Raw genomic sequence first — 25,463 nt, forward strand, 5'->3', positions numbered from 1 at the left:
TGGTATTAAAAATTATTAATAATTTGGTCTTTTCACTTTTACTATTCTAACAGTTTTTCTTTTTTATGTCATTGATTATTTTTGTTAGAGGTGTTTGCTGCCTTATCTTGATTTCTTAATTCTTAATAGCATTCATTCAGTTTTTCTTTTTTTGATTTAGGCGATTTCATATCATTATAAACTGCCTTAATTTTAGTTTTAAACAATACTATCGCTACTATCATACAAGTTCCTTCTGCAAGTATTGCAGAGTACCATATTCCTTCTCCTCCAAGTATAGCTATCATTAAATATAATGCTGCTAATATTAAGAAGAAACCTCTTCCAAGAGATACTACTGCTGCTATTCCTGGTCTTTCAACTGATACGAAGAATGCTGAAACTATTACGTTTACTCCCATAAATGCAAACGCATAAGAATAAATCTGAAGAACTCTTATTGCTTCTGTAAATATCGCTGTTTCTGTTGGATCTATAAATAATCCTACTATAAAATCAGGTATAACATGACATATTATAACGAATGCTACCGATGCTATTACGCCTGCTATAGCAGACATTTTAAACAGTTTTTTCATATTAGTAGAGTTCTCTGCTCCAAAGTAATAACTTACTAATGGCTGCATACCCTGTGCTATCCCCATCATAGTCATAAGTACCAATGTATTTACATAGTTTATAATACTGTAATAAACTACTCCCTGCTCACCTATATATTTTATTATGTTTAAGTTGAAAAGCATTACTACTATCCCACAACTAAGCTCTGTAGTTGAGTCTGGTATACCTATAAATGCTATTTTCTTAAATTCTGGGAAATCAAACTTAAATCTTGAGAAATTAAGTGTTGAATTTTTTCTAAAGAAGTGAACTAAGAAGAACACTGTAGAAAATACCTGTGATAAACCTGTTGCAATTGCTGCACCCATTACTTCCCAATGGAATACCATTATAAATAAGTAGTCAAGTACAATGTTACTAAGTGCCGATATTATAACCCCACAAGTTGCTAAAACTGGGAATCCATCTGTTTTTATAATTACTTCAAGCGAATACGATACCATAAAGAATCCATTGAATAGTACTATTATTCCTAGATAGTGTTTTACATAATCCATAGTAGAAGCAGTAGCACCTAACATTGTAGCTACTTTTTCTAAATTTAATAAAACTCCGCCCATTATTACTAATGAGAATATTATTATTACTACTGTATTCATAGTGAATATTTTATTAGCTGAGTCTATATCCTTTTTACCTAGATATACAGCTATTATTGTAGATGCCCCTGTTGAGAACATCAGTGATAACGCGAATATAAAGTTTACAAAAGGCATTGAGATGTTTACAGCTGCTAGTGCTGTTTCACCTACTCCTCTTGCAACGAATATACCGTCTACCATTGTATAAAGTGAGAAAACCCACATAGATACAACTGAAGGTATCATATACCTTAAAAATTTTGCCTTTAAGCTCATGTTTTCATTTGATAACAATTTCGAATCCATTTTATATACTCTCCTCTCTTCTTATCTAAAATGATAAACTATGGTATAATACTATAGTCAAGAGGTTTAACAAAATTTTTCTATAATTTTTTATATTTTTTCTATAATTTTTTTACAGGAATTTGTATTTCTGTAACAAATTCATCTGGATTTCCTGTTTCATGTATATCTATTTTATATATTTCAAGAGGGCCACCTATTGCCTCTAAATTATTTTCGTTTATATATTTTTCTAATTTTTTTAAATGCTCATGATTGTATATATAATCACCTTTATAAGTAAATGTTACATAATATCCTTCTTCTAATGTTATGTTATAAGTTTCCTCATCATCGTCTATTAAGCAAAATACTGATTTAAATACGTTGTTTAACCCTTTTTTTAATGCCTCTTCAGAGAAAAATGATCCTATATTATTATTTCCTAAAATATCAAATCTTCCTTCATATTCGTTTTGAAGTCTTTGAACACAGAAGTCAAATTCCTCATCTCTAGTTATATTTGCATTTAACTCTATTGCTTTTCTTTTTTTAATGTATTTTAATTCTATATTTTCAAAATCAGTTATTTCCTTAGATTCGGCTATAGCTTTTAATCTATTTATTATATTATTTTTCTGAGAATTTAACTCTTTAATTTTTGTCTCTGTCAAAATAAGCTCTTCATTTAAAATCTCTTCTGTAGTTTTAAGATTTCTATTTTCAAGATATTCTTTTATCTTTTTCATAGAAAAGCCTAATGTTCTTAGTTCTTTTATAAGGTTTAGACGATATAAATCCTGTATACTATACATCCTATATCCATTTGTATCTCTATCAGGTTTTAAAATTCCTAAATCCTCATAGTACATCAAAGAATCTTTGCTAAAACCATATATTTTTGAAATTTCTCCTATTTTATAGTAATCTTTCATATTGTCCTCCTTTGTTGTTGTCAAATCTTCTATTATAAATAATCCATATCTTAGACTATATCTACTTCTATTATTGCACTTTGATATTCCTCTTTTATTTCTCCTAAATTATAGTTTAATTTTTTATCAAATAAAGGCCCATCGACTACAACTGTATGATACTCTCCATTTTCGCCGCATAAGTCTATTTCTATATTTTTTTCTTTAGAGTATCTTTTTATATCCTCAATAGTTTCTCTGTTTAATTCTCTTCCTAAAAAGCTCTTATCTAAATAATTTAAATTCACTTTTTTTATAATCGCTTTAAATCCAGAATCTATAAATTTTGATACAGCTTCTTCTCTATCTATCTTTTCTAAGGGCATAACAGCTTTCATACCTATATTTTCACACCTAGACCTATTCCAATTCAGGTGCTGCTCTATATCTATATCTCCAAATACACAGATATTTACTCCTCTTTCTTCTTTTATTCTTCTTAATGTATTTTCAAATTCTTCCTCATAATTATCCATTCTACAAAATACTGGATATACTTTTAATCCAAGTACATTTTCATATTCTTCTATCATTTTTAAATTTATCCCATGAGTCCAAGAATCTGTTTCATTTACAGTTATAATTATAGAATCTGGAATATATCCATTTTCTTCCATTATATACATTGATAAAGCACAGTCTTTTCCTCCACTAAACGAAGTAACAAACCTTCCCATATTATATTCCATTTTATAAAATCTCCTTATTTGTTTTTATAATTCTTTATTTTATCTATTAAACTCTAATCCTTATACATTTTTTATTATATAATATCAATCTCAATACTAACAACTTCATTTGTACCTCGATATGTGTTATTATTGATTATATAAATTTACAAAAATTATATATTAAAAATTAATAAAATATAAATAAAAATTTAGTATTTAAAATTTTAGAAAGGAATTTATAATGGAAAAATTCAAATACGCTTTTGATAAAAATAAAAGATACCATACATGGAACTACTATTTAAGACAGAAATTTGGAGAAAAAATATTTAAAGTTTCTCTAAATGCAGGATTTACTTGTCCAAATGTAGACGGAACTTTAGGTTACGGTGGATGTATCTACTGTAGTAGAGAAGGTTCTGGAGATTTTGCAGGTAATCCAAACGATAATTTAAGAAAACAGTTTGATGAAATAAAAGCTATGATGCTAAAAAAATGGCCTAATGCAAAATATATAGGCTACTTCCAGGCATTTACAAATACTTATGCTCCTTTGGAAGTATTAAAAGAAAGATATGAAACTGTCTTAGGATTTGAAGATGTTATAGGTCTTTCAATCTCTACTAGACCTGACTGCTTGCCAGATGATGTTGTAGATTATTTAGCTGAATTAAACGAAAGAACTAATCTTTGGGTAGAACTTGGACTACAGACTATTCACGATGAAACATCTGACATAATAAACAGAGGACACACATATCAAGATTTCTTAGATGGTTTCAAAAAATTAAAAGATAGAAACATAAAAACTGTAGTACATATAATAAATGGACTTCCTGGTGAAGATAAAGAAATGATGATGCAGACAGCAAAAGCCGTTGCAGATATAGGTGCAGATGGTATAAAAATCCACCTTCTTCATATAATAAAAGATACTCCTCTACGGGATTTCTTAAATAATGGACAAATAGTACCTATGGAACAAGAAGAGTATATTAATTTAGTATGTGATCAGCTTGAAATCTTACCTGAAGAGATGGTTATCCACAGACTTACTGGAGATGGTAAGAGGGATGAACTTTTAGCACCTCTTTGGAGCCTAAAAAAATGGGAAGTTCTTAACCGGATTGATGATGAAATGAAAAGAAGAGGTACTTTCCAGGGAAGTAAATATGTAAAACCAGATTACGATATATTTAAAGATTGTAAATAAAAAAATTGGACTGCTGCGATTTGCAACAGTCCTTTTAAATTTAATTATTTTATTCAAGATTTAATTTCTTTTCAAGTATGTAAGAAGTTATCATAAATAACACAATAGAAACTACACTATAGAATGTTAATGTGTATAATGATACTGCATTTAACATAGACATACTCTGTGGAGCTGTTAGTATATTCATACTTTCTAATAGATTTGAAAGTCCATCACTTATAACTGATACTATCATATTTATTATGAAAAATGCTATTATCGCAACAGGAGTTCTGTGTTTGTTAAATGGTTTTAACTGTCCTATTGATAATGAAGTGTATATAACTAGTATAAAAGACACATAATCTACTATACCTATTATAAATGTTATTATAATATTTAATATTATATCTCTAGCACTCATTAAGTTCATAACCATGTAGTTCCAAACATTTCCCATAGACTGTATAAAGTCTGCCATTGTGTTTACACCTGATGGAAGCATTATTACAACAAATACTAAAAATACTACTATAGTACTTAAAATTAAATAAACAACAGATGTTATTATTTTAGATGCTACTATTTTCTTTGTGCTTACAGGAAGTGTCATCATCAAATAACCTTCATCACCAAGTAAGTTTTTACTAAATCTTTTTATAATAACAGTTACAGTTAAAACCCCTAGTGTAATCATTAAAGCTACCATTATTAGCATACCTAAACTCATGCCTACTTCCACATTTGCAAACATAAATATTCCTATTAGGATACCAGTAAGTATTAAACTCGCATATATTGCCAAGAAGCTTCTCATTGTCGCTTTAAATTCATATTTTATAAGTTTACCTAACATCTAAATTCCTCCCTAAATAAGGCATCTATTGATTTACCTTTTTCTTCTCTTATTTCATCTACATTACCCTGTAGTTTTATTTCTCCGTATGATAAGAATATTATCTCATCACATATATTTTCTATTTCACTTATTAAGTGTGTTGCTATTATAAGTGTGCTTTCTTCAGAGAAATTCTGAAGTATTGTTCTCATAATAAATGATCTTGCAGCAGGGTCAACACCACCTATTGGCTCATCTAGTATGTAAACATCCGCATTTCTAGACATTACTAATATTAATTGTACTTTTTCCTTAGTACCTTTTGACATATCTTTTATCTTTTCATCTACATTTATGTTTAGCGCCTCTATCATTTCCTCTGCTTTTTCTAAATCAAAATCTTCATAGAAATCACTAAAGAATTTTAAAAGGTCTTTCATCTTCATCCATTCACTTAAATAAGTTCTTTCTGGTAAGTATGATACTATTTTTTTAGTTTCTATAGAAGGTTTCATACCAGCTATTTCTATATTACCTTCATCTGGCTGTAGCAGTCCATTTAATAGTTTTATCATTGTACTCTTTCCACTTCCATTAGGTCCAAGTAAACCTACTATCTTACCTTTTGGAATATCAAGGTTTATACCTTTTAATGCTTCTTTTTTACCGTATCTTTTTACTACATTTTCTAATTTTATTATAGTATTTTCCATAATTATTCTCCTTTCACATTCTCGGCTATTAGAGAAATTATCTCATCCCGACTGTATCCTAGCTGTATAAGAAATTCCTTTAAACCGTCTATTCTTTCATTTGCCATATCTTTTTTCATTTTATTTATTTTATCTATATCATCAGTTACAAATCTGCCTTTTGTTCTTTGACTATACATAAGCTCTTCCCTCTCTAACTCAGATAATGCTCTCTGCATTGTATTTGGATTTACTTCAGCTTCTGCGGCTAAAGCTCTAACTGTTAGCATTTTTGATCCCGGTTGAAACTCTCCGGATACAATCTTCATCTTTAGAGTGTCCACTAGTTGAATATAGATAGGCTTGCTATTATCGAACTCCCAGCTCATAACTTTCCCTCCTTTTTATTATTGTATTAAGTTGTTAATACAATAATACTATAATACAATGAATATTGCAATATATTTTTGATTTTCTCAAAAAATAAAAGAGACTGTTGCATAAATTACAACAATCCAAAAAAAGAGATTATCAAGTTAAAACCTGATAATCTCTATATTTTTTCTATATAAATAGTAGCATTGCTTGTACTCCAAAGTTTACTGATAAAACTGATAGTAAATTATTGAAAAAGTGTATTCCAACTGATGTAAATATTGATTTTGATTTATATACATTGTATGCCATTACCATTCCTAGTATAGAAGTAGGTATTATTCTAATAAAATCTAAGTGCATTATCCCAAATAATATTCCACTTCCCACAATGGCAAACATCACATGCTTTTCATTTTTCTGCCCAAAAGTTTTTTTATCTCTAAATGCAGATAGTATAAATCCTCTAAACAATGTTTCTTCACATATTGCAGGCACCAATGCAAATAATACTATCTGAGTGAATAATCCTCCACTAGATTTTATAATATTATTCAACTGCTCAGACACCTTCATTTGATCTGGGAATAATTTTAATAGTATCATCACAAATATAGACATTACTAAACTTCCCGCAAACCAAGTTAGAGCTGCTCTTATTATATCTTTTAGTTTAATTTTTTTTATGCTAAATAATTTTTTGAAGTCTGCCTTTATATATAATGCAACTAAAATTGGAATTAGAGGCATTAAAAATTGATTTATAGTATTTCCCATTATTCCCATTTTCATTGTTAATATAGGAGATACGTATATCAAACATACAAATGCCAATACATAGACCATAAATCCATCGCTTATTCCTGGCATACTTCCCTCTTTTATACTACTTCTACTTTGTATTAGCTTAAAGTTTCTTTTTTCGCCGAATAAAATATCCTCTGAATTGAAAATTTTAGAAAGTAATACTAAAGATATACATACAAATATTAGATTTACAATAAGTACAAGGCTTATCATCTTCATATTTGCTCTTAAAGATATTACACTTTTTATAAGTAGGGAAATATTTACAACCGGTATTGTTGCAGTTATCCTACTCAACGATACATTAGGTATCATTGAAATATAAGCAGGAACCATTATTATAAGCATAAGCGGTGTTATATAGTTTTGAGCTTCTTTAAAAGTCTTAGCAAATGAACAGACACACATCGCAAGTGCCGAAACAACCATGGCAAATAAAATTACACTTATAACCGTTACAAATATAGCTCCAGATAGTACAGAGTAATTTATATGTAACGTAGACGGATTGTATATTGACTCAGCCTTCATAAAATATCCTAAAGTACAACTCATAGAAATGATATTTAAAAGAGATGTTATAATTGCACTTGCAGATACTGCCATATATTTTCCTATTACAAGCTCCATATTAGATATAGGAAGAGAGAACAGTGTCTCAAGTGTACCTCTTTCCTTTTCTCCAGCCATAACATCTATAGCAGGATAGATAGAACCAAATAACACCCCTATTATCAATATAAATGGTATTACCTGTCCTAAAAGCATTCCTGCCTTTTTAGCACTATTTGTTATATCTACTTTCTCATATTTTACTGGCTCAAGTATTTTTTCTGTATCAAGGCCATGTTTTTCTATTTCTCTTTCAGACATCTTTCTTTTGTATTTATTCATTACATCGAATATAACATCAGTCTTTATACCCGATTCATCAGATGCTGAATTTATAATAACTTTGTAGTCATTATCATTTATAGAATTGTCTATATAAGCGTCTATTTCGCCTTTTTCTAATTCTTTTTTATAATCTTTAATATTTGTTTTTATTTCTATACTTCCTAGTGTATCCTCTTTTTTCCTTGCTGCATTTTCATTATCTACAATTTCTACAAATTCTGTATTTGGAGCAGAAGATAAACCTAGTGTTATTGTTTCCGATGTCATTTTATTTATTGATGTATTCATTATCCCCATCAATAAAACCATTATTATTGGATATAAAAGTATAGGCACAACAATCATCATAAATATACTTTTTCTATCCCTTACTATATCCAAAATTTCTTTTTTAAAAATCTCTTTTATTATCTTAATCCTCATTCAAACCCACCTCTTTATCAGCTAATTTTATAAACACCTGTCTTAAAGATTTTGAGTTTGTTTCTCTCATAAGGTCTGCTGGTTTACCTTCAGCAATAATTTTTCCTTCGTATATAAGAATTATCCTATCGCATAAAGTTTCAGCTTCTTTCATATAGTGAGTAGAGTATAGAACAGTTTTCCCATTTTCTTTTTCTCTAAGCATAAAATCTATTATTGCTCTACTACTCAAAATATCAAGCCCTAACGTTGGCTCATCAAAAATATACACACTTGGTGAATGTATAAGGCATCTTGCAATAGATGTTCTTTGAGTTTGACCTGTTGAAAGATTTTCTATTCTATTATCTATAAAATCATCCATACTCATTATTTCAGATATTCTATCTATAGATTTTTTTATACTTTGCTCGTCCATCCCATACATTTTTCCGAATATCGTCATGATTTCTCTTGGAGAAAATCTAGCATATAATCTAGTATTCCCTGATAAATAGCCTATTTCTCTTTTTGCAAGATTTTTATCATCTTCATAATTATATCCGCAAATTTCTATACTTCCAGACGAAGGTGTTAGTATTCCAGCCAACATTCTAAGAAGCGTAGTCTTTCCTGCTCCATTTGGGCCAAGTATACCAACTATTTCCCCTTTTTCAGCTTTGAAAGAAATATGATCGACAGCAAGAAATTCTACTTCCTTTACTTTAACTCTCTTACCGAATCTTTTTTTCTCCCCGTCACTGGTAATTCTTGTAAATACTTTACATAATTCTTTAACTTCTATCATTTTTTCCTCCAATTGAGTCTAATAGAATTAAATATCTATTTTTTATTCTTCCCAGGCAAGAGATCTTTCAACTGCTCTTTTCCAATCTTTGTAAGATTTTTCTCTAACTTCTTCACTCATTTTAGGTTCGAATTCTCTATCGCAAACCCATCTTTTCTTTATATCTTCTTTACTTTTGAAGAATCCAACAGCAAGTCCTGCTAAATAAGCTGCACCTAGAGCTGTAGTTTCAACTATTTTAGGTCTATCTATTTTTACGTTTAATATATCTGACTGGAACTGCATTAAGAAGTTGTTGTTACTAGCTCCTCCATCAACTTTTAATGATTTTAGTTCTATTCCTGAATCATTCTGCATAGCTTCTAGTACATCTTTTGTCTGATATGCTATAGATTCTAGAGTTGCTCTTATTAAATGTTCTTTTTTAGCTCCTCTAGTAAGTCCAACAATTGTTCCTCTTGCATACATATCCCAATATGGTGCTCCAAGTCCAGTAAATGCAGGCACTACATATACTCCATTAGTATTTTCTACTCTCATAGCATATTTTTCGCTGTCAGCTGCACTTTTTATCATTCTAAGCTCATCTCTAAGCCACTGAATAGATGCACCTCCCATGAATATACTTCCTTCTAACGCATACTCTACTTTTCCATCTACTCCCCAAGAAATAGTTGTTAAAAGTCCATTTTCTGATTTAACAGGTTTTTCACCTGTATTCATAAGTAAGAAACATCCTGTTCCATAAGTATTTTTTGCTGTTCCTTCTTCAAAGCAATTCTGACCAAATAAAGCTGACTGCTGATCTCCAGCACATCCTGCTATCGGAATTCTTGTATCCGCAAATAACCCTGAATCTGTGTATCCATATATGCAACTAGATTCTTTAACCTCAGGAAGCATTATTTCTGGTATATCTAATTCTTTTAATATGTCTTTATCCCATTCTAAAGTATTTATATTATACATCATAGTTCTTGATGCGTTTGAATAATCTGTTACATGTACTTTTCCACCTGTTAATTTCCATATTAACCAAGTATCTATTGTTCCGAAAAGTAATTCTCCTTTTTCTGCTCTTTCTCTAGCACCTTCTACATTGTCTAGTATCCATTTTACTTTTGTTGCAGAGAAGTACGCATCTATTATAAGTCCTGTTTTTTCTCTTATACATTCAGTTAGACCTTTTTCTTTTAGCTGGTCACATATTTCAGAAGTTCTTCTACACTGCCAAACTATAGCATTGTATATAGGTTTACCAGTTTTTTTATCCCATACTACAGTAGTTTCTCTCTGGTTTGTTATTCCTATAGCAGCTATTTCTTCAGGATTTATTCCCGCAGTGTCTACAGCCTCTCTCATAACACCACTCTGTGATCCCCATATTTCCATAGCATCGTGTTCTACCCAACCTGGATTTGGATATATCTGTTCGAATTCTTTCTGAGCAATTTTTATTATGTTTCCATCTTTATCAAATATTATACATCTTGAACTTGTAGTTCCCCGGTCAAGAGCCATTATATATTTCTTTTCCATTTTAAATTTCCTCCAATAATTTATTAATAAAATTTATCTTGAAAACGTAATTCGTTATATTAAATATTATAACCATTTTTACAAGTCCTGTGTTAATACAATACAACTTTTTTTAATTTAAAAACAAAAAATCCGCAGATTTTATGTCTACGGATTTTTTATTTATATATTCAATTATTTTTTATCTTTAATTATATATTCTTTATTAAATATTTTTTATTGTCAATATAATATTTTTTCAATTATTTTCTTGCGTTGTCTAATACTTCTCTTGCTTCTCTTATTTTTTCAGCACTAGTCTGGCATATTTCATATTCACTCATCATAGGAAGTCCCATATTAACGCCTTCTTTTCTGTATTCCATTTTACTATCTAAAGTAACTTTTCCAGACATATGGAATGCATTAGCATTTGTATCTGCTAAGAATTCTTTTATAACATTTGCATTAACTCCACTTCCTACTAATATTTCTATGTCATCTCCTGCTTTTTCTACTAATTCTTTTATTAAATCTTTCCCATCTAAAGCATGGTTTTTATGTCCTGAAGTAAGTATTGTTTTTATTCCTAGTTTTTTAGCCTGTTCTAATGTTTCAAATGGGTCCCTAGTCATATCAAAAGCTCTATGTAATGTAACATGCATATCTCCAGCTTCTTTAACTAATTCTTCCATTTTTTCTAAATCTAATGTTCCATCTACATTTAAGCATCCTACAACAACACCATCTGCTCCAGCATCTCTAAACATAGCAACTTCTTCTTTTAACACTTTAAATTCATTTTCTGTATAATGGAAATCTCCAAATCTAGGTCTTAGAAGTGCAAATATTTTTATATCTGACTGTCTTCTTATTTCATTATATAGGGCTATACTTGGTGAAGTACCTCCTATTATTAGGTTAGCAGCAAGTTCTATTCTATCTGCTCCTCCTTTTGCAGCTTCTAAAGCTGATTCCACTGAATCCACACAACATTCTAGTACAAAATCTTTCATGATTTCCTCCTAATTATTTATAATATAATATTTTAATTTATTTTATCACTTATAAAATTGCAGATACTCTCTACCGTTATATCTAATTGTTTTTCTTCAGGTATTATAGATTTTGTATCTCCCTTTTGAAGGCCATAATCTCCAAATGCTGAATGGTTTCCACCTTCTATTTCAACATATTTAGTATCTACTGGTAAATATTCTCTTGCATTTATCATATTGTCAAAATTGATCACACCATCCTTGCTGCCCCATATAGACAATACTTTTGCACCTGTATTTTTAAGGGCATCTCCAGATGGATATGATGCTAGGTAGACAATTCCTTTTATTTTATTATTTGTCTCTAATGCCTTTGTAGCCATAGCTCCACCTAATGAGTGACCAACTATAACCCAATTTTCTATGTCTTTATTTTCTTCAATTACTTTATCTGCTTTATGTGAAGAGAATATTGCCATATTAAAAGGCATATCAACTGCAAATACCTTGTATCCATTTTGAGCTAATCTATTGGCAAGAGGTGCATATGCCTTTACATCTATTCTTGCTCCTGGATAGATTATTACCCCTGTATTAGATACTACATCATTAGGGATAAACTCTGTTATATTTCCTTCTTCTACTTTAACTTCACTGTTTGAAACTAAATTTTCTCTAGCTATGTCCTGTGGTTCATAGGCATTTAAAAGCCATGCTAGTGATCCTACAAGCACTATAGCTACAACACATGCTAATATTTTTAATATATTTCTATTTATTTGTCTTTTTCTTTGTCTCTCTTTTTCTTCATTTTGTTTTTTTAATTCTTCTTCAGTTATTAAAGGTCTATTTAGTTCCATAGTCAAACTAAAAGTGTCGTATTTTTTTTCGTTTTTCTTTTTTCTTCTTATTTTTGAACTTTTATCGCTATGCATAACTTTTCCTCCATTTTTATGTTCATTATTATAGTTTAACTTAATGTGTTTTTTTTTTCAATATTAATGGAGTTTTTCACATTAAATACATATTTTGTTCTTTTATACTTTTAATTATTAAATAAAAAAATACTGCCACAGAACACCTTTAAAAGGTGTTCTTGTGACAGTACCTTTACTGACACCTAACGGTCGTCAGTTTTTTTGTATTCAAATTTAGCTCCACAATTAGGACAAATTAATTCTGGCATATTTTTTTCATTTAGCGAAGCTATCGCTCCTGATGAAAAGAATGCATCTTGTCTTAATTCTTCTACTATAAATTCTGGTACTCCTTTTTCAAATCCACAAGACTTACATTCATAATTATATAACTTTTGTCCTTTACTCATTTCTTCTAATTCTTTTAACATACTATTTCTCCTAATAATTTTAATTACACTAATTATACACTATTATTTATATTTGAGTATAGCAAAGCTAGCCTATTTATTAATAGACTTTTAAAATAATTCTATTTGTGTTGTTGTATTCAAAGAAATTTCTTTTTCTATAATTTCTTCGTAGATTATTCTTTTATAATTTGATTTATCTAGTGCATTATATATTAATCCATATTTATAATGCCATATTTCCCATAGAATCATGTCTTTTCCACAATTTTTACAAATATAAGGATTTACTCCAAATGATTCTATCAATCTATCTTTAAAATTTTTCTTTACTGTATTCTTCTTTTTTATCAGCTTAGATATATTTCTGTGTCTCATAAAGTTATATAACTTCAATATTTCTATGCTTAATTTATTTTTTATTCTTGAATATAGACCGTATCTTCTTGCAACTCTAAAACCCTTCGGGTGAATATGTTGGGTTATTTTACCTATAAATTCTAATACATTTACAGTTATTTCTCTTTTTTCCTTAGGTTTTTTGTTTTCATACCAGTAAGTTACATTTTTTCCATCGTAATTAATTATTCTATATTCAGCGATAGCTGGTCTAGCCAAATATCTACCTATATATTGAGTTGCCTGTTTTATATTAGTTAAACGTCTTTCTGCATTTACATAGAATTCTTTCTTATATAGCTTATTTATCAAATTTTTAGTTTTTCTATCGCTAAAATTGTTTTTTATTATATCTAGTACCAACTTTCGCCATACCTTTTTCATATATGTATATGGTATGAAATCTAATTTTTTGAACCACTTATTATTTCTATCTATTCCACCTTCGGTGTATAAGGCGTGTATATGAGGATTCCATTTTAAATCTCCACCAAAGGTGTGTACTACAGCAATTACCCCTAATTCATAATTTCCCTTTGTTTTATTTTTATGAAAACTATCTAATACCTCATATGTAGCATCTTGTAAATCTTTTAAAAGCTCTCGCTTTCTGTAGAAATAAACTCTCAACTCCTCCGGAATTGTGAAAACTGCATGTCTATGAGAAACATCAAGCATATTTTCTACCTGTTTTTCTGCCCATTCCATAGAATATTTTCTTCCACACTTTGTACAAAACTTACTTTTACAAGTGAACCCTTGGATATACTCTTCTCCACAGTCTATACATTTGTGTTTTATATATCCGTTCTCTATATTTCCACAATTTAAAGCCTTTATTACAGTATTTTCTATCTGATCTCTCATTTCTCTTCTAACTTTATTCCAATATTTTAGTTTGAATTCTTCAAAGTGATTTTTTAATATTTTCTTAATGATTTTTTCATCTTTTTGTTTCTTCAATACATTCATATTACTATTGTACATAAGTTTTCCACAATTTTAAATTATTATAATTTCCTTAGGAATAAAAAAGTAGGGTTTAACTTCCCTACTTCTTTGTTTAATAATTTTTATATTTTTCATATGCTGAATTAAATCCATACTGCCATGCATTTAAAGTTATATCATTCGGTCCAAATTGATAGATATATTGTGTTATAGGAGTATTATTTTTGTATAATCTTGCATATTGGAAACCGTTATAACATCCACTTGAAAGCCGTTCAAAAAACATATTCTTATCTAGTCCAAATGCATACCCATAATTTTGATAAATCGTATCATTATTTATTAATTTGGCTTGATGATCCCCTATAGAATCACACGAACCACCATGTTGATCTATACATTCATTTTTATACCAATCTATACCTACTTCTATATCTATTGTATTTCCTCTTGCTCCCAATATCGATGTACTACTTAAATCTCTTGTCATCATTCTATGATCTTCTGCAGTAGAGCACATTTTATATCCATAAGAAACATGTGTTTTTTTACACTCTATCTGCCAATCAGCTAATCCTAGATTTTCATCTCCATATGGTAATATATAATTATTAGGATAAGCTGCTATAGAAAATTCATAAACTTCCATATTTTCTTTTTTAACAGCTAAATCAACATCTCCTTCATCACTAAAGTAAGCATTTTCATCTAGACCATAATCTGAAAATACATAGAATTTTTCACCTAAATCATATTTTTCATTTCCTGCTTTTTCCAATTCTGGATCATACTCATATTTATAATAATCTTCTCCTACTGTATTTTTTATCCGTTCGTATGCTTTTTTTATTTCAGGTTGCATTTCATAGTAGTATTGTTCATATTCTTTCCTTACTTTCCAACTATCTGCCTTTTCTAATGCATTCATTTGCCCACCAGCAAAATAGACATTGGTATCATTTGTATTTTTATTTACTAAATAATTACATTTCCTAATATTTGTTATTTGTCCATTTTCATCAGCATCTATTACATTAAATGCATAATAATTATTTTTTATAACATCCTCCATTATATAATTTTTATCTGGATTGTACTGATAAACAACTCTTTCTTTGTTATCTCCTGTTATTTTATACAAGTTGCTCATAGCTTTTTTTACTTCTGGTTCTAATGTTTCTTGGCTTTCTAATATTGGCCTTATGCTATTTTTTTCTCTTTTTTCTATATATGTTTTTATATTTAAACCTAACATTATACTCAAGCAAAGAATGCAAATTCCTAGAATTGATATTAATATTTTTCTATTTTTCATCATATATCTCCATTCTTATTTAAATATTTATATTCTTTCACCAATATAAATGTTTATTTCAACATAAATCATTCTTTTTATGTAGTCTATAACTTTTTCTGGACTAGCTCCTTTTAATATATTAATTATATGACTATTTTGTACAAGTAAACACATAGAATTTAATAATATCTCTGCATATGCACTTAAATAAACATAATCTAATTCTAAAATATTTATTTCTTTATTGTCATATTTATTCAATTTATCATGATTTCTCGAATAGTTTATATCTATTTGTTTATTACGTTGTTCGCACATATCCATTTCAAAATTAAATTTTTCCATAGTGTATGTTCTATTATTATTTATCCATAACTTTATCATTTTTTCTTGATCCTCAGATAAGTTAAAAAAATAAAGTATATTTTTTTTAAGAGAATTTCTATATTCTATTTCATTCCCTCTTACTCTTTCATACTTTCTATTGAGTATTTGTTTCATTGACACTTTGTACAATTCTCCCATTTTTTTCATATCACTTGCTGATGTTGCAACTTCAACTAGTTCACTTAATATTTTCTTTTGTTCTAATGTTAAATTCATTTTATTCTCCTAAATTTTTATTAATATTTATTTTTATATAACATTTAAAATAATTTTTAGTGATAATAGGTAAAAAAGAAGAATCATCAACAATTAATAAAAAATAATTGCTAATAATTCTTTTATATATTCTCTTTAAAAATAATCTCTATAGTTTGTAAAATCAAAATAATCTACATCAGGATTATAATCTTGTTTGTATATAATATCCCAATCTGTATAATTATCAATTAACCAACTTTGACTATAATATCCATCATAATACAATGACATTCTTTGTGTTTCTATTTGTATTTTTTTATTATCTATAATAAACACAGTATCTATATTAAATCTAGCTATGTCGTCTTCCATTTCAAAATTATATATACTAAAATGCTTTACATAAACATTTTTATTTTTATATTGAGGTATCGCTATTTTTAATTCTTTTGATAACTGCCCATCATCAACTAAATCATCCCGTACATATGAATAATCTGAATTAGCCACAGCTTTTTCATAATCATTATAATATTCCGTAATAGCTTCTTCAATAATCATAAAATATTCTTTTTCATGATTATTATAATCCCCATATTCACTATATCTTGCTGGAAGTGATTTTTTTACTGTTGGCTCAGATGTCATTCCTTCAGTATTATTTTTATATTCGGAGTTCATCTCATCATCCATTTCCTCATCACCACCATCACTATAAGGTTCTTCCTCTACTGCTTCTTGTATTTGATGATTTCCTTCATTTAAATTACTTTGAACAGTATCATTAATATTATTAGAATTAACTACATACATTCCAGCATTCACACAAATTAAAATGGCTATTATTGCTACTGTAATAAATATTATTTTATTATTTGTTTTTTTGTTTTCAAAGTTTTTTTCATTTACATTTTCAATAGTTGTATTTTTAGGAGTTGATTCTGAGTGTTCTTCTCTTCTTTGTCTATTTTTTTCTATTTCATTATTTATTTTTTCTACTTTTTTTAAGTATTCTTTTGATTTATTTTCATCTTTTATATATGAATCTAAATTATATAACTTACTAAATCCTTTATATATATGTATTAAATATACTTTTGTTCCATTATTTTTTGATAACAGCTCTGCTTGTTCTAATATACTTAATATATAATTTATTTTTTCATCAATATTTACAGAATCTTTTAATGATATATTCATTAAATTATCTATTTCTATCTCAGCTATTTTTAATAATATTATTTCTTTATATTGATAATTATTATTTTTTAATTTTAAAAGTTTTTTTATTTTTATGTTATCATCTTTTATCAATTTTAAATAATCATCTAATAAATTAATGCTTAATTTTTTATTTTTTGTTATTTCTCGATTTATTATCTCTCCTAATGCTTTTACTATATGTGCTTCTTTTTTAGCATTTTTTATTATATATTCTACTTCTTCATCTAAGTAATTAGAATTTTTTTCAGCATTTTTTAATAATTTAATACATTCTCTATTTTCTTCTTCTAATTTTTCTTTTAAATCTTCTTCATCCATATTTAACTCAAAAATATATTCGTCTTCTAACGATTCTTCTTTCCTTTGTACATTTAGTGGTTCTGAAGATATGCTATTTTTTAATTTATCATATTCATTTTCCAAATTTAATACTCCCTTCTTAAAGTAAAAGTTTTACTTTTTATTTTTATGAATGAATTTCTCCAATTTATTAACTAATTTAGGGCTTATATCATTAACCATATCATAAATTGATTTTTGCTTTATCACTTCAATACCTTTTTCAAGTCCATTAGAAATATTTTCTTTTATTTTTTCAACACTTTCTCCTATTTTTTCATCCAATTCTTCAAATTTATCATTAATATCATTTACTGGGACATTTCTATTTCTTGAATTATTTTTATTATTTTGAAAAACATTTCTATCAATATCATTTTGTATCAAGCTATTTGTTATATATTCTATATTTTTCTTTGCTAAACTTTCTATATTATCATATATTTTTCCTACATTCGAATATATATTAGGATATTTAACTTTTACAATTTTTATAGAACTTACTATTAATTCTGGTTCAATGTTTATATATTCCTTTATATTATTAATATTTTCTTTTTTATTTCTAGCAAATATATCATCTTCATATTTAATAAAATTAAAAAGAACAGGCATTTTTAAAATATTAACTACTTTTCTATCATTTATGAAATCAAAAATTTCTTCTTTTATATCATAATCTCTATCAATTTTTTCGTATATAATACCATCTAATTCAGTACATCCTAAAGATGTCAATCTTTCAGATAATACTTCAGCCGAATCCATCATATTTAAATAATATAACTTATAAACTAAATTTATAAATTCATTAATTAACCCTTCTTCTAATTTAATACTCTCTAACTTATTTATATTCTTCTTCAATAATCTGTATATTTTACTTTCATTTTCTTCTTTTATATATTTAGCAATTAAATTTAATGAATACTTAACAATTTTTGAATTCGAATTGTACTTATTTAGAAAATCATGTATAAGTTTTTCAACTTGTTCATAATTTTTTAAATAGCTTTCTAAGTCTAAAAGTTCTAAATATACTTCTTCTTTTTCATTTTTTTCTTTAGCTTTAAATAAATATTCTTCTGCTTTATTATAATTTTTTAATAAAATATATACCTTTGATAAATTGTAATTATTTTCAAAACTATCATCTGTTTCCACTAATTCTTTGAATATTTTTTCGGCTTCTTTTAGATTATTATTTTTCAGAAAAGCAATTCCTAATTTACTTTTTATCTTTTTAAAATTTGTATCCTCTATAAGTAATTTTTTATAATTTTTTATTGCTCTTTCAAAATCACCATTTTTTAAAGCTAAATCAGCTTCTTTTTCTATTTTTTTTAATTTTGTTCTTATCTTTTCTAACTCTATTTCTAATGCACGATCATGCTCCCGTTTTTGCTTAGGATTAGATAAAATTTCATAAGCTTCTCTTATCTCTGCAAATTTTTCTGGTTGTTTTTCTGGAGGATATTTCCTAACAAGAGTCATATACCGATCTTTTATTTCTTTTTCACTAGAGTTTTTATTTATATTTAAAACTTCATATAAATTTTTCATTTAGCTCCTCCTAACTATAAATTCAATCCTAATAGGAAAATAGCTATAAACACACCAAAAATCCCAGTTTTTGCAATTAAAGCAATTGCTATAAAGAATCCTATACAAGCTAGACATCCACCTCCTGAAGAGTTAGATGTTGAGTTATTTGAAGAACTGTTATTAGTGTTGTAATTATTAGTATTATAATTATTTCTAGATGTATTATTAGATTGTGTGCTTCCACCAGAAACCTTTATTAACTCATCAATTATTTCTGGATTTAGTTTATAATTATTTACATATATATTTTTTATTTTTCTTGCTGCTTTATTTATTCTATCTATATTTTCATTATTTATTTCATCTAATATATCCGATGCATATTTTTTTCTTTCGTAATCACTTATTCCTGTAGCTAACCATAAGGCTACAAGTCTTTTTAATCCATGAGTTATATCCCCATCATCTTTTATTTTTATATACTCTTCTTCTAGCTTATAATTTTTTCTTGCTATTTTCTCTATTTCTTCATAAAGTTCTTTTCTTACTTCATACAATTTATAGTAAGATTTCTTCATTATCTTTAAAGAATCAATAACATCTTTAGGAGCATTTTTCATAGCTGATTCTATAGCATCAAAATTCTTTTCCTCATCACCATCTTCAATATCTTCTACAAAATAGTAATATATTGGTCCTTTTAGAGGTCCTATAATTCTATCATCTTCCATTAATTTCGGAAAGTTTTTATAGTACTCATCCTTTATAACAGATGCCTCATACAATGAACTTATTATCTCATTTAACTCTCCATCACAAAGTTTCTTCACTTTTTCAGTTATTATTATAACTAGATTAAACGCATTTAAATCGTATAATTTTGATGCTAATCTACCTAATTCTAATGAAACATGATTTTTAATATCTCTATCATCAGGTGTTATTTTAACTAGTTCAGAAACCACATCAGACATTTTATCTATTTCATTACTTAAAATATATACTTCTATCATTTTCATATAATAAATAAAATCTCTAAAATTATCATCACCATATTTACCTATGCAACTTTTTAAAAACATTATAGCTTTTTTGTACTTTTTCCTATCAATGTACAATCCAATCAAGGACGAAATTATAGCATCATTTATTGAATCTAAATCATTAGCTTTTAGAAGATATTTTTCAGCTTTTATATATTCTTCTTTTTTTATATATTCAATAGCTAAATTGTAATTAAATATTGGATTATCTTCATTATTTTCTAAAAGTTCTAAAAAAACCTTTATAGCTTTATCATTCTCTCCATTATACGAAAGAGCTAATCCCAATCTATTTTTTATATAACTTAAATCTCTATTGAATAATAATATTTTTTTAAATTAATTATAGCTTTTTTAAAGTCTTCTTTTTCAAAAGCTTCATCAGCTTTTTCTTCTAATTTTTTTATATCATCACCATATTCAAGAAATATATCATATTCTTTTTTTGTTTTTTCATTTGATAACACTTCATATGCTTCTCTTATTTTAGAAAATTTTTCTTGATTTTTTTCAGGAGGATAAACCCTAAGCAATTTTATATATGAATTTTTTATCTCTCCATTTGTTGCATTCTTTCTTATCTCTAAAATTTCATAATAATTTTCCAACTATAACTCCTTTCTAGCAATACGACTTCTATTATTTACTTAATATATAAGCTATTTTTGAATTATTGTATTTACTATTTGGATACTCTCTTTTTAGTCTATCTGCTATTTCTTTTGATTTTTCTATTTGATTTTCTTCTTTTAGTATCATTGCATAATTATATAAAACTTCATCATAAGCACTAGAATTCTCATAATCATTTATATATATTTCATAATATTTCTTCGCTTTTTCCATTTCGCCTAATTTAGTTTCAGCAGCAGCTATAAAATATATAGCATCTGCTTTTGTAGAATTATCACTTGTATTATTTAATATATTTTTAAATTCTTTAATAGACCTTTCGTACTTTTTATTAAAATAATATTTTTCTGCATTTCTTTGTTCTTTTACCATTACATTATTATATTTATTATTAGAAATATCTTTTTTAAGTTTATCATTCTCTTTTTCTAATTCAGCATATTCTACTTTACTTTTTTCCCACTTTTGTTTTATCTCTATATTTTCGTTTTTTTCTTTTTGAAGATTTGTATATGTTATCACGTTGGAACCTAGCAATAATATTATCATCAGAAAACCCACAGATGCACCTAATTTATAATTTTTCTCACTACTTTTTCTTATTTTAACTTCTTTTTCAATAGGTTTAAATTTATTTTTTATTTCCAATAATTTGCATTTATATATTTCTATTGATTTATTTCCAGTATCTATTTTACTCAATAGTTCTATATATCTTTGCGCATTAATAGTATCTCCAGATTCTAAATATGCTACAATCATTATTTCATATATTTCTATAAACTTATTTTCATATTTTAATAATCCATTAAATATTTCTATTGCATCTTCATATTTTTCTCCATTAAGATAGTCTAAACCCTCATTATATCTATTCATAAAGCTCTTAAATTCATCAGTTTTTAGTTTATCTATATAATCTATAGCTATATTTCTTTCATTATTTATTCTTATACTTTTATTCCAATAATAGTTTGCCATATTAAAATCACAAAAATAATATTCACATATTCCTAATAAATTTAATATATCTGTATCTTTCAAATAAATTTCTGTTGCTTTTTCAAGATTTTCTTTTGCTCCAGAAATATTATTTTTATCTATACATTCTAAGGCTCTATTATAATATATGAAGGACATATTTATTAAATCATTCATAATAATTCTCCCTTTTATTATTTTACAATTCAAATAAAAGATCTGTTAATTTTTCATCTAATTCATCTACTAAATCTTCATTTTCATCTATTGCCGCTTGTTTTAATTCATTTAATAAATCTCTTATTTTATCACCATCTGATTTATCAACTTTATCTAGTTTCATCTCTGCTAATTCTATAGTTCTTTTTATTATTGATGCTAATGAGCTATCTTTCCATGCATTTAAATTTACTCCAGAATTACTATTTGAACTATTAGACTCCTCTACTTTTATTGGTTCTGAAGTTAAATACTTACTTAAATTACCTGTAGATTTTATTTCTAATCTTTTATCTACTACTTTTTTATTTGCTTTTTTTCCTGTACTCACTATTGTTGCTATTACTTCCAAAGTACCATTAAGATCATATGTAAAGTTTATATCTATTGCTTCTTGACCAGCTGGGGCACTTGGTATTCCATCCATTGAAAATTCACTTATTTTTTCATTTTTAGATGCAAGTTCATTATATCCTTCATATACATCTATAATTACAGATTGTTGACCATTTGAACAAGTGTAGTATCTTTTAGTTTTAGAACAAGGTATACTACTATCTACTGGAATTATACAATCAAATAAATCATCTATTAATCTTCCATTTAAATTTCCTACTATTCTTGTTCCTAAATTGTAGTTACATTTATCTGTTACAACTAAACTTTTCTTACTATCTATTTGGTCTGTTTTTATACCCGCCTGTATAGCTGCTCCCATTGCAACTGCTTCATCAGGATTTATATCATGTCTTACTTTTCCAGGGAATAATTCTTCAACTAATTTCTGCACTGCTGCAATTCTACTAGAACCACCTACAGTTAGTACGATATCTATATCTTCATAATTTAAATTAGATGCTTCTAATGCTTCTTTAACTGGTTCTCTGGTAGATTCAACTAAATCTTTTGTTAATCTTTCAAATTTTCCTCTAGTTAATTCTATGTCTAATCCTATTGGCTCTCCATCTAATACAGCTAAAAACGGTATATTTATCATACCTATTTCTTGGAATGATAATTCTTCTTTTACTCTTTTAGCTTCCGCTTTTATACTACCTTCTGCCTTTACTTTATTAATTCCTTTTATTTCATATAAATCTACACCATATTCTTTTCTAAATTCATTTAATATATATTTTTCAACTGCAGCATCAAAATCTTTACCTCCAAGTAAATTATTTCCCCTACTTGCCTTAACATCTAATACCCCTTTATACAGTTCAAGTACAGTTACATCAAATGTACCTCCTCCTAAATCGTATACTAAAATATTAGATTCTTTATCTAGATTATCTATTCCATATGCCATAGCTGCAGCAGTAGGTTCATTTATTATTCTTTCTACTCTTAATCCGGCAAGTTTTCCAGCTTCTTTAGTTGCCTCTCTTTGTTGATTTGTAAAATTAGCAGGTACAGTTATAACAGCCTCATCTACTTTTCCTCCTAATCTATCTTCCGCATATTTTTTTAATTCAGAGAGTATTATCGCTGATACCTCATGAGGATATAAATCATCTCCATTTAATTTAACTTTACAATCCTCTCCCATATGTCTTTTTATTTCTTGTATTGTATTTTCTGCATTTGATATTCTAAGATTATATGCTTTATTTCCAGCAAATATTTTATTATTTTTAGCATCATAAGAAACTACAGATGGAATTATTCTTTTTCCAGTTTCATCTTCTATTATTTCTGGTCTTCCATTTTTTATGTATGCTATTTCTGAAGTTGTTGTTCCTAAGTCTATTCCTATTATATTTCCCATATTTCTACTCTCCTTTTATTTTAATGTCTTATTTTTATTTTGTACTATTGCTACTTTAGCTACCCTTAAAACATTTCCATTTAATTTATATCCTTTCTTAATTACTTCCACTATAGTATCCTCTACTACTTTATCTTCCTCTCCATTTAAACTATTAAACTCATCTATATCCTTTACTTCTACACATTCATGTAATTCAGGATCCATTATTTCCATTTTTGATTTTATTTCTTCAATTCCAATATCATTTAAATATCTATTTATTTTCTTATATACATTATATATATTGAGTTTAAGTGCCTCATTATCAGTATTTTTAGCATACTCATAAATATCATCTATGGAGTCTATAATCTCAATTACTTTTTTATATATTTTTAAATTTTTTCTATGCTCCTCATTATATTCTTTTTCTTTTAAATATATTTCTTTATCTTTTTCTTTTAACTCTTCATTCAACATTTCTATTATTTTATCGTTCTTTTTATCATTTTTTAGCCATTTTTTTAAGTTTTGATCAAAATTTGGTATATTAGATTCAATTGTGCTTAAATACCTAGTAATACTTTCTAAATCATTGTCTATATTTATAGATTGATTTAATTTTTCATCTATTTTTTTCTTTTGAAACTTGTTTTTTATGTCACTATACATATAAATTTATCTCCTTTCTTTTACTATATTTTAAATAATATAACTTTTAATTTATGCAACAAAAAAACACAGTTCTATCTATAAATTTTAAGAACTGTGTTTATATGTCATTAAAAAATTGTACAAAAAATAAACTAACATGTTTGTTAGTGTCTGTCTGTCTGTCTGTCTGTCTGTCTGTCTGTCTGTCTGTCTGTCTGTCTGTCTGTCTGTCTGATTATTTTAACATTTAATAACAAAAAAGTACAACTCCTTTTGACGTTTACCATTTTCATATTTTTTTCATATTCAAAATTATAGCACATATTTATATAAAATAAAATATCAAAGCTCAATTTTACTGTTTTCAATTTCATTTTTTATTTTGGAAATCTATGATATTATAATATAAAATATTAAAATTTATTTTGGAGGGTTTTATTTGATATGTCATCTTTTCACACAGAAAAAACAGATAAAGAAATGTTAAAAATTTTAGAAAGAATTGATAATGCTGGAATATATAAAGTTTATTATTCTGTCAATAAAAATACAGGAAAGATTAACTATAATTTAAAATTAGCAAAATCATACTTAAAATATTTCATAATCACAAAAGCTGATCAATATATTTATGATATTGCCATAAATACAGCACCTTTGTATGTATCATATTTTTTAAGAAAATATGATTATGCTCAAGCATGCGTAACTGAAAATGCTCGTTGTGGTATTATATCACTTTATTTTATGAAAAAAATATCTGGATTCTAATTTATCAGAATATAACCCTTTTTCAATAAAAATAGAAGAAATACTTTTTAACTTCACAGAAAGAAATTGTAGTTTTTATGATT

The 25,463-nt window shown here is 26.9% G+C and carries 24 protein-coding genes; 2 read left to right on the forward strand and 22 right to left on the reverse strand.

Annotated features, from left to right (window positions below; all coding sequences use genetic code 11):
* Positions 1-122: 122 nt before the first annotated feature.
* The 3 genes from ACK2WO_RS10220 to ACK2WO_RS10230 all read right to left on the reverse strand — a co-directional run bounded on the left by ACK2WO_RS10220 (position 123) and on the right by ACK2WO_RS10230 (position 3,150).
* On the reverse strand, positions 123-1,508 hold the full coding sequence (locus tag ACK2WO_RS10220) for an MATE family efflux transporter (RefSeq protein ID WP_414697765.1): 1,386 nt from the start codon (positions 1,506-1,508) through the stop codon (positions 123-125).
* Between the two features lie 101 nt (positions 1,509-1,609).
* Positions 1,610-2,422: a MerR family transcriptional regulator gene (locus ACK2WO_RS10225; RefSeq protein WP_414697766.1), complete on the reverse strand. Its 813-nt coding sequence runs from the start codon at positions 2,420-2,422 to the stop codon at positions 1,610-1,612.
* Positions 2,423-2,472: 50 nt separating this feature from the next.
* The gene (locus ACK2WO_RS10230; RefSeq protein WP_414697767.1) at positions 2,473-3,150 is read right to left on the reverse strand and encodes a diphthine--ammonia ligase; all 678 of its coding nucleotides are present in this window, start codon (positions 3,148-3,150) and stop codon (positions 2,473-2,475) included.
* 223 nt (positions 3,151-3,373) lie between these two features.
* Here ACK2WO_RS10230 and ACK2WO_RS10235 point away from each other — a divergent pair, with 223 nt between their 5' ends.
* Entirely contained in the window at positions 3,374-4,345 is a 972-nt protein-coding gene (locus tag ACK2WO_RS10235) for a TIGR01212 family radical SAM protein (protein ID WP_414697768.1), read from the forward strand.
* 49 nt (positions 4,346-4,394) lie between these two features.
* Here the strand turns inward: ACK2WO_RS10235 and ACK2WO_RS10240 are convergent, their stop codons facing one another.
* The 19 genes from ACK2WO_RS10240 to grpE all read right to left on the reverse strand — a co-directional run bounded on the left by ACK2WO_RS10240 (position 4,395) and on the right by grpE (position 24,627).
* Positions 4,395-5,183: an ABC transporter permease gene (locus ACK2WO_RS10240; RefSeq protein ID WP_414697769.1), complete on the reverse strand. Its 789-nt coding sequence runs from the start codon at positions 5,181-5,183 to the stop codon at positions 4,395-4,397.
* Positions 5,177-5,878, reverse strand: a complete 702-nt coding sequence (locus ACK2WO_RS10245) for an ABC transporter ATP-binding protein (RefSeq protein ID WP_270838708.1) — start codon at positions 5,876-5,878, stop codon at positions 5,177-5,179. Before ACK2WO_RS10245 ends, ACK2WO_RS10240 begins: the two co-directional genes overlap by 7 nt.
* Positions 5,879-5,880: 2 nt before the next feature.
* The gene (locus ACK2WO_RS10250) at positions 5,881-6,246 is read right to left on the reverse strand and encodes a GntR family transcriptional regulator (protein ID WP_178412213.1); all 366 of its coding nucleotides are present in this window, start codon (positions 6,244-6,246) and stop codon (positions 5,881-5,883) included.
* Between the two features lie 175 nt (positions 6,247-6,421).
* Positions 6,422-8,359, reverse strand: a complete 1,938-nt coding sequence (locus ACK2WO_RS10255; RefSeq protein ID WP_414697770.1) for an ABC transporter permease subunit/CPBP intramembrane protease — start codon at positions 8,357-8,359, stop codon at positions 6,422-6,424.
* On the reverse strand, positions 8,349-9,146 hold the full coding sequence (locus tag ACK2WO_RS10260; protein WP_414697771.1) for an ABC transporter ATP-binding protein: 798 nt from the start codon (positions 9,144-9,146) through the stop codon (positions 8,349-8,351). Before ACK2WO_RS10260 ends, ACK2WO_RS10255 begins: the two co-directional genes overlap by 11 nt.
* A 42-nt stretch (positions 9,147-9,188) precedes the next feature.
* Positions 9,189-10,685 (reverse strand): glycerol kinase GlpK, encoded by a 1,497-nt coding sequence (glpK, locus tag ACK2WO_RS10265; RefSeq protein ID WP_178411358.1) that lies wholly within the window; start codon positions 10,683-10,685, stop codon positions 9,189-9,191.
* 242 nt (positions 10,686-10,927) lie between these two features.
* On the reverse strand, positions 10,928-11,680 hold the full coding sequence (locus tag ACK2WO_RS10270; RefSeq protein ID WP_414697772.1) for a copper homeostasis protein CutC: 753 nt from the start codon (positions 11,678-11,680) through the stop codon (positions 10,928-10,930).
* A 32-nt stretch (positions 11,681-11,712) separates the two neighbouring features.
* Positions 11,713-12,597, reverse strand: coding sequence for an alpha/beta hydrolase (locus ACK2WO_RS10275; RefSeq protein ID WP_414697773.1), 885 nt, complete (start codon positions 12,595-12,597; stop codon positions 11,713-11,715).
* Between the two features lie 185 nt (positions 12,598-12,782).
* Complete coding sequence (locus ACK2WO_RS10280) at positions 12,783-13,010, reverse strand: hypothetical protein (RefSeq protein ID WP_414697468.1); 228 nt, start codon at positions 13,008-13,010, stop codon at positions 12,783-12,785.
* 90 nt (positions 13,011-13,100) lie between these two features.
* Positions 13,101-14,375 (reverse strand): transposase, encoded by a 1,275-nt coding sequence (locus tag ACK2WO_RS10285; protein WP_414697469.1) that lies wholly within the window; start codon positions 14,373-14,375, stop codon positions 13,101-13,103.
* A 76-nt stretch (positions 14,376-14,451) separates the two neighbouring features.
* Entirely contained in the window at positions 14,452-15,654 is a 1,203-nt protein-coding gene (locus ACK2WO_RS10290) for a hypothetical protein (protein WP_414697774.1), read from the reverse strand.
* Between the two features lie 27 nt (positions 15,655-15,681).
* Positions 15,682-16,239 carry a hypothetical protein gene (locus ACK2WO_RS10295; RefSeq protein ID WP_414697775.1) on the reverse strand — a complete coding sequence of 186 codons (558 nt, stop codon included), beginning with the start codon at positions 16,237-16,239 and terminating at the stop codon, positions 15,682-15,684.
* Between the two features lie 135 nt (positions 16,240-16,374).
* Entirely contained in the window at positions 16,375-17,868 is a 1,494-nt protein-coding gene (locus ACK2WO_RS10300; protein ID WP_414697776.1) for a hypothetical protein, read from the reverse strand.
* Between the two features lie 30 nt (positions 17,869-17,898).
* Entirely contained in the window at positions 17,899-19,347 is a 1,449-nt protein-coding gene (locus tag ACK2WO_RS10305) for a J domain-containing protein (protein WP_414697777.1), read from the reverse strand.
* Positions 19,348-19,361: 14 nt separating this feature from the next.
* Complete coding sequence (locus ACK2WO_RS10310; RefSeq protein WP_414697778.1) at positions 19,362-20,660, reverse strand: tetratricopeptide repeat protein; 1,299 nt, start codon at positions 20,658-20,660, stop codon at positions 19,362-19,364.
* Between the two features lie 17 nt (positions 20,661-20,677).
* Positions 20,678-20,980, reverse strand: a complete 303-nt coding sequence (locus ACK2WO_RS10315) for a DnaJ domain-containing protein (RefSeq protein ID WP_414697779.1) — start codon at positions 20,978-20,980, stop codon at positions 20,678-20,680.
* Positions 20,981-21,011: 31 nt separating this feature from the next.
* A complete protein-coding gene (locus ACK2WO_RS10320) occupies positions 21,012-22,163 on the reverse strand; it encodes a tetratricopeptide repeat protein (RefSeq protein WP_414697780.1) in 1,152 nt (383 codons plus the stop codon).
* Between the two features lie 22 nt (positions 22,164-22,185).
* Complete coding sequence (locus ACK2WO_RS10325) at positions 22,186-23,973, reverse strand: Hsp70 family protein (protein WP_414697781.1); 1,788 nt, start codon at positions 23,971-23,973, stop codon at positions 22,186-22,188.
* 15 nt (positions 23,974-23,988) lie between these two features.
* The gene (grpE, locus tag ACK2WO_RS10330) at positions 23,989-24,627 is read right to left on the reverse strand and encodes a nucleotide exchange factor GrpE (RefSeq protein ID WP_414697782.1); all 639 of its coding nucleotides are present in this window, start codon (positions 24,625-24,627) and stop codon (positions 23,989-23,991) included.
* A 426-nt stretch (positions 24,628-25,053) separates the two neighbouring features.
* Between grpE and ACK2WO_RS10335 the strand changes: the two genes are divergently transcribed.
* A complete protein-coding gene (locus tag ACK2WO_RS10335) occupies positions 25,054-25,380 on the forward strand; it encodes a hypothetical protein (RefSeq protein WP_414697784.1) in 327 nt (108 codons plus the stop codon).
* Positions 25,381-25,463 lie beyond the last annotated feature (83 nt).

Origin of the sequence: Peptacetobacter sp. AB845 (assembly GCF_047528295.1) — a bacterium.
Classification (GTDB): Bacteria; Bacillota; Clostridia; order Peptostreptococcales; family Peptostreptococcaceae; genus Peptacetobacter.

Coding starts and splice junctions, on each gene's coding strand:
- ACK2WO_RS10220 (WP_414697765.1), bottom strand. CDS start 1,508: ATGGATTCGAAATTGTTATCAAATGAAAACATGAGCTTAAAGGCAAAA.
- ACK2WO_RS10225 (WP_414697766.1), bottom strand. CDS start 2,422: ATGAAAGATTACTATAAAATAGGAGAAATTTCAAAAATATATGGTTTT.
- ACK2WO_RS10230 (WP_414697767.1), bottom strand. CDS start 3,150: ATGGAATATAATATGGGAAGGTTTGTTACTTCGTTTAGTGGAGGAAAA.
- ACK2WO_RS10235 (WP_414697768.1), top strand. CDS start 3,374: ATGGAAAAATTCAAATACGCTTTTGATAAAAATAAAAGATACCATACA.
- ACK2WO_RS10240 (WP_414697769.1), bottom strand. CDS start 5,183: ATGTTAGGTAAACTTATAAAATATGAATTTAAAGCGACAATGAGAAGC.
- ACK2WO_RS10245 (WP_270838708.1), bottom strand. CDS start 5,878: ATGGAAAATACTATAATAAAATTAGAAAATGTAGTAAAAAGATACGGT.
- ACK2WO_RS10250 (WP_178412213.1), bottom strand. CDS start 6,246: ATGAGCTGGGAGTTCGATAATAGCAAGCCTATCTATATTCAACTAGTG.
- ACK2WO_RS10255 (WP_414697770.1), bottom strand. CDS start 8,359: ATGAGGATTAAGATAATAAAAGAGATTTTTAAAAAAGAAATTTTGGAT.
- ACK2WO_RS10260 (WP_414697771.1), bottom strand. CDS start 9,146: ATGATAGAAGTTAAAGAATTATGTAAAGTATTTACAAGAATTACCAGT.
- glpK (WP_178411358.1), bottom strand. CDS start 10,685: ATGGAAAAGAAATATATAATGGCTCTTGACCGGGGAACTACAAGTTCA.
- ACK2WO_RS10270 (WP_414697772.1), bottom strand. CDS start 11,680: ATGAAAGATTTTGTACTAGAATGTTGTGTGGATTCAGTGGAATCAGCT.
- ACK2WO_RS10275 (WP_414697773.1), bottom strand. CDS start 12,597: ATGCATAGCGATAAAAGTTCAAAAATAAGAAGAAAAAAGAAAAACGAA.
- ACK2WO_RS10280 (WP_414697468.1), bottom strand. CDS start 13,010: ATGTTAAAAGAATTAGAAGAAATGAGTAAAGGACAAAAGTTATATAAT.
- ACK2WO_RS10285 (WP_414697469.1), bottom strand. CDS start 14,375: ATGTACAATAGTAATATGAATGTATTGAAGAAACAAAAAGATGAAAAA.
- ACK2WO_RS10290 (WP_414697774.1), bottom strand. CDS start 15,654: ATGAAAAATAGAAAAATATTAATATCAATTCTAGGAATTTGCATTCTT.
- ACK2WO_RS10295 (WP_414697775.1), bottom strand. CDS start 16,239: ATGAATTTAACATTAGAACAAAAGAAAATATTAAGTGAACTAGTTGAA.
- ACK2WO_RS10305 (WP_414697777.1), bottom strand. CDS start 19,347: ATGAAAAATTTATATGAAGTTTTAAATATAAATAAAAACTCTAGTGAA.
- ACK2WO_RS10320 (WP_414697780.1), bottom strand. CDS start 22,163: ATGAATGATTTAATAAATATGTCCTTCATATATTATAATAGAGCCTTA.
- ACK2WO_RS10325 (WP_414697781.1), bottom strand. CDS start 23,973: ATGGGAAATATAATAGGAATAGACTTAGGAACAACAACTTCAGAAATA.
- grpE (WP_414697782.1), bottom strand. CDS start 24,627: ATGTATAGTGACATAAAAAACAAGTTTCAAAAGAAAAAAATAGATGAA.
- ACK2WO_RS10335 (WP_414697784.1), top strand. CDS start 25,054: ATGTCATCTTTTCACACAGAAAAAACAGATAAAGAAATGTTAAAAATT.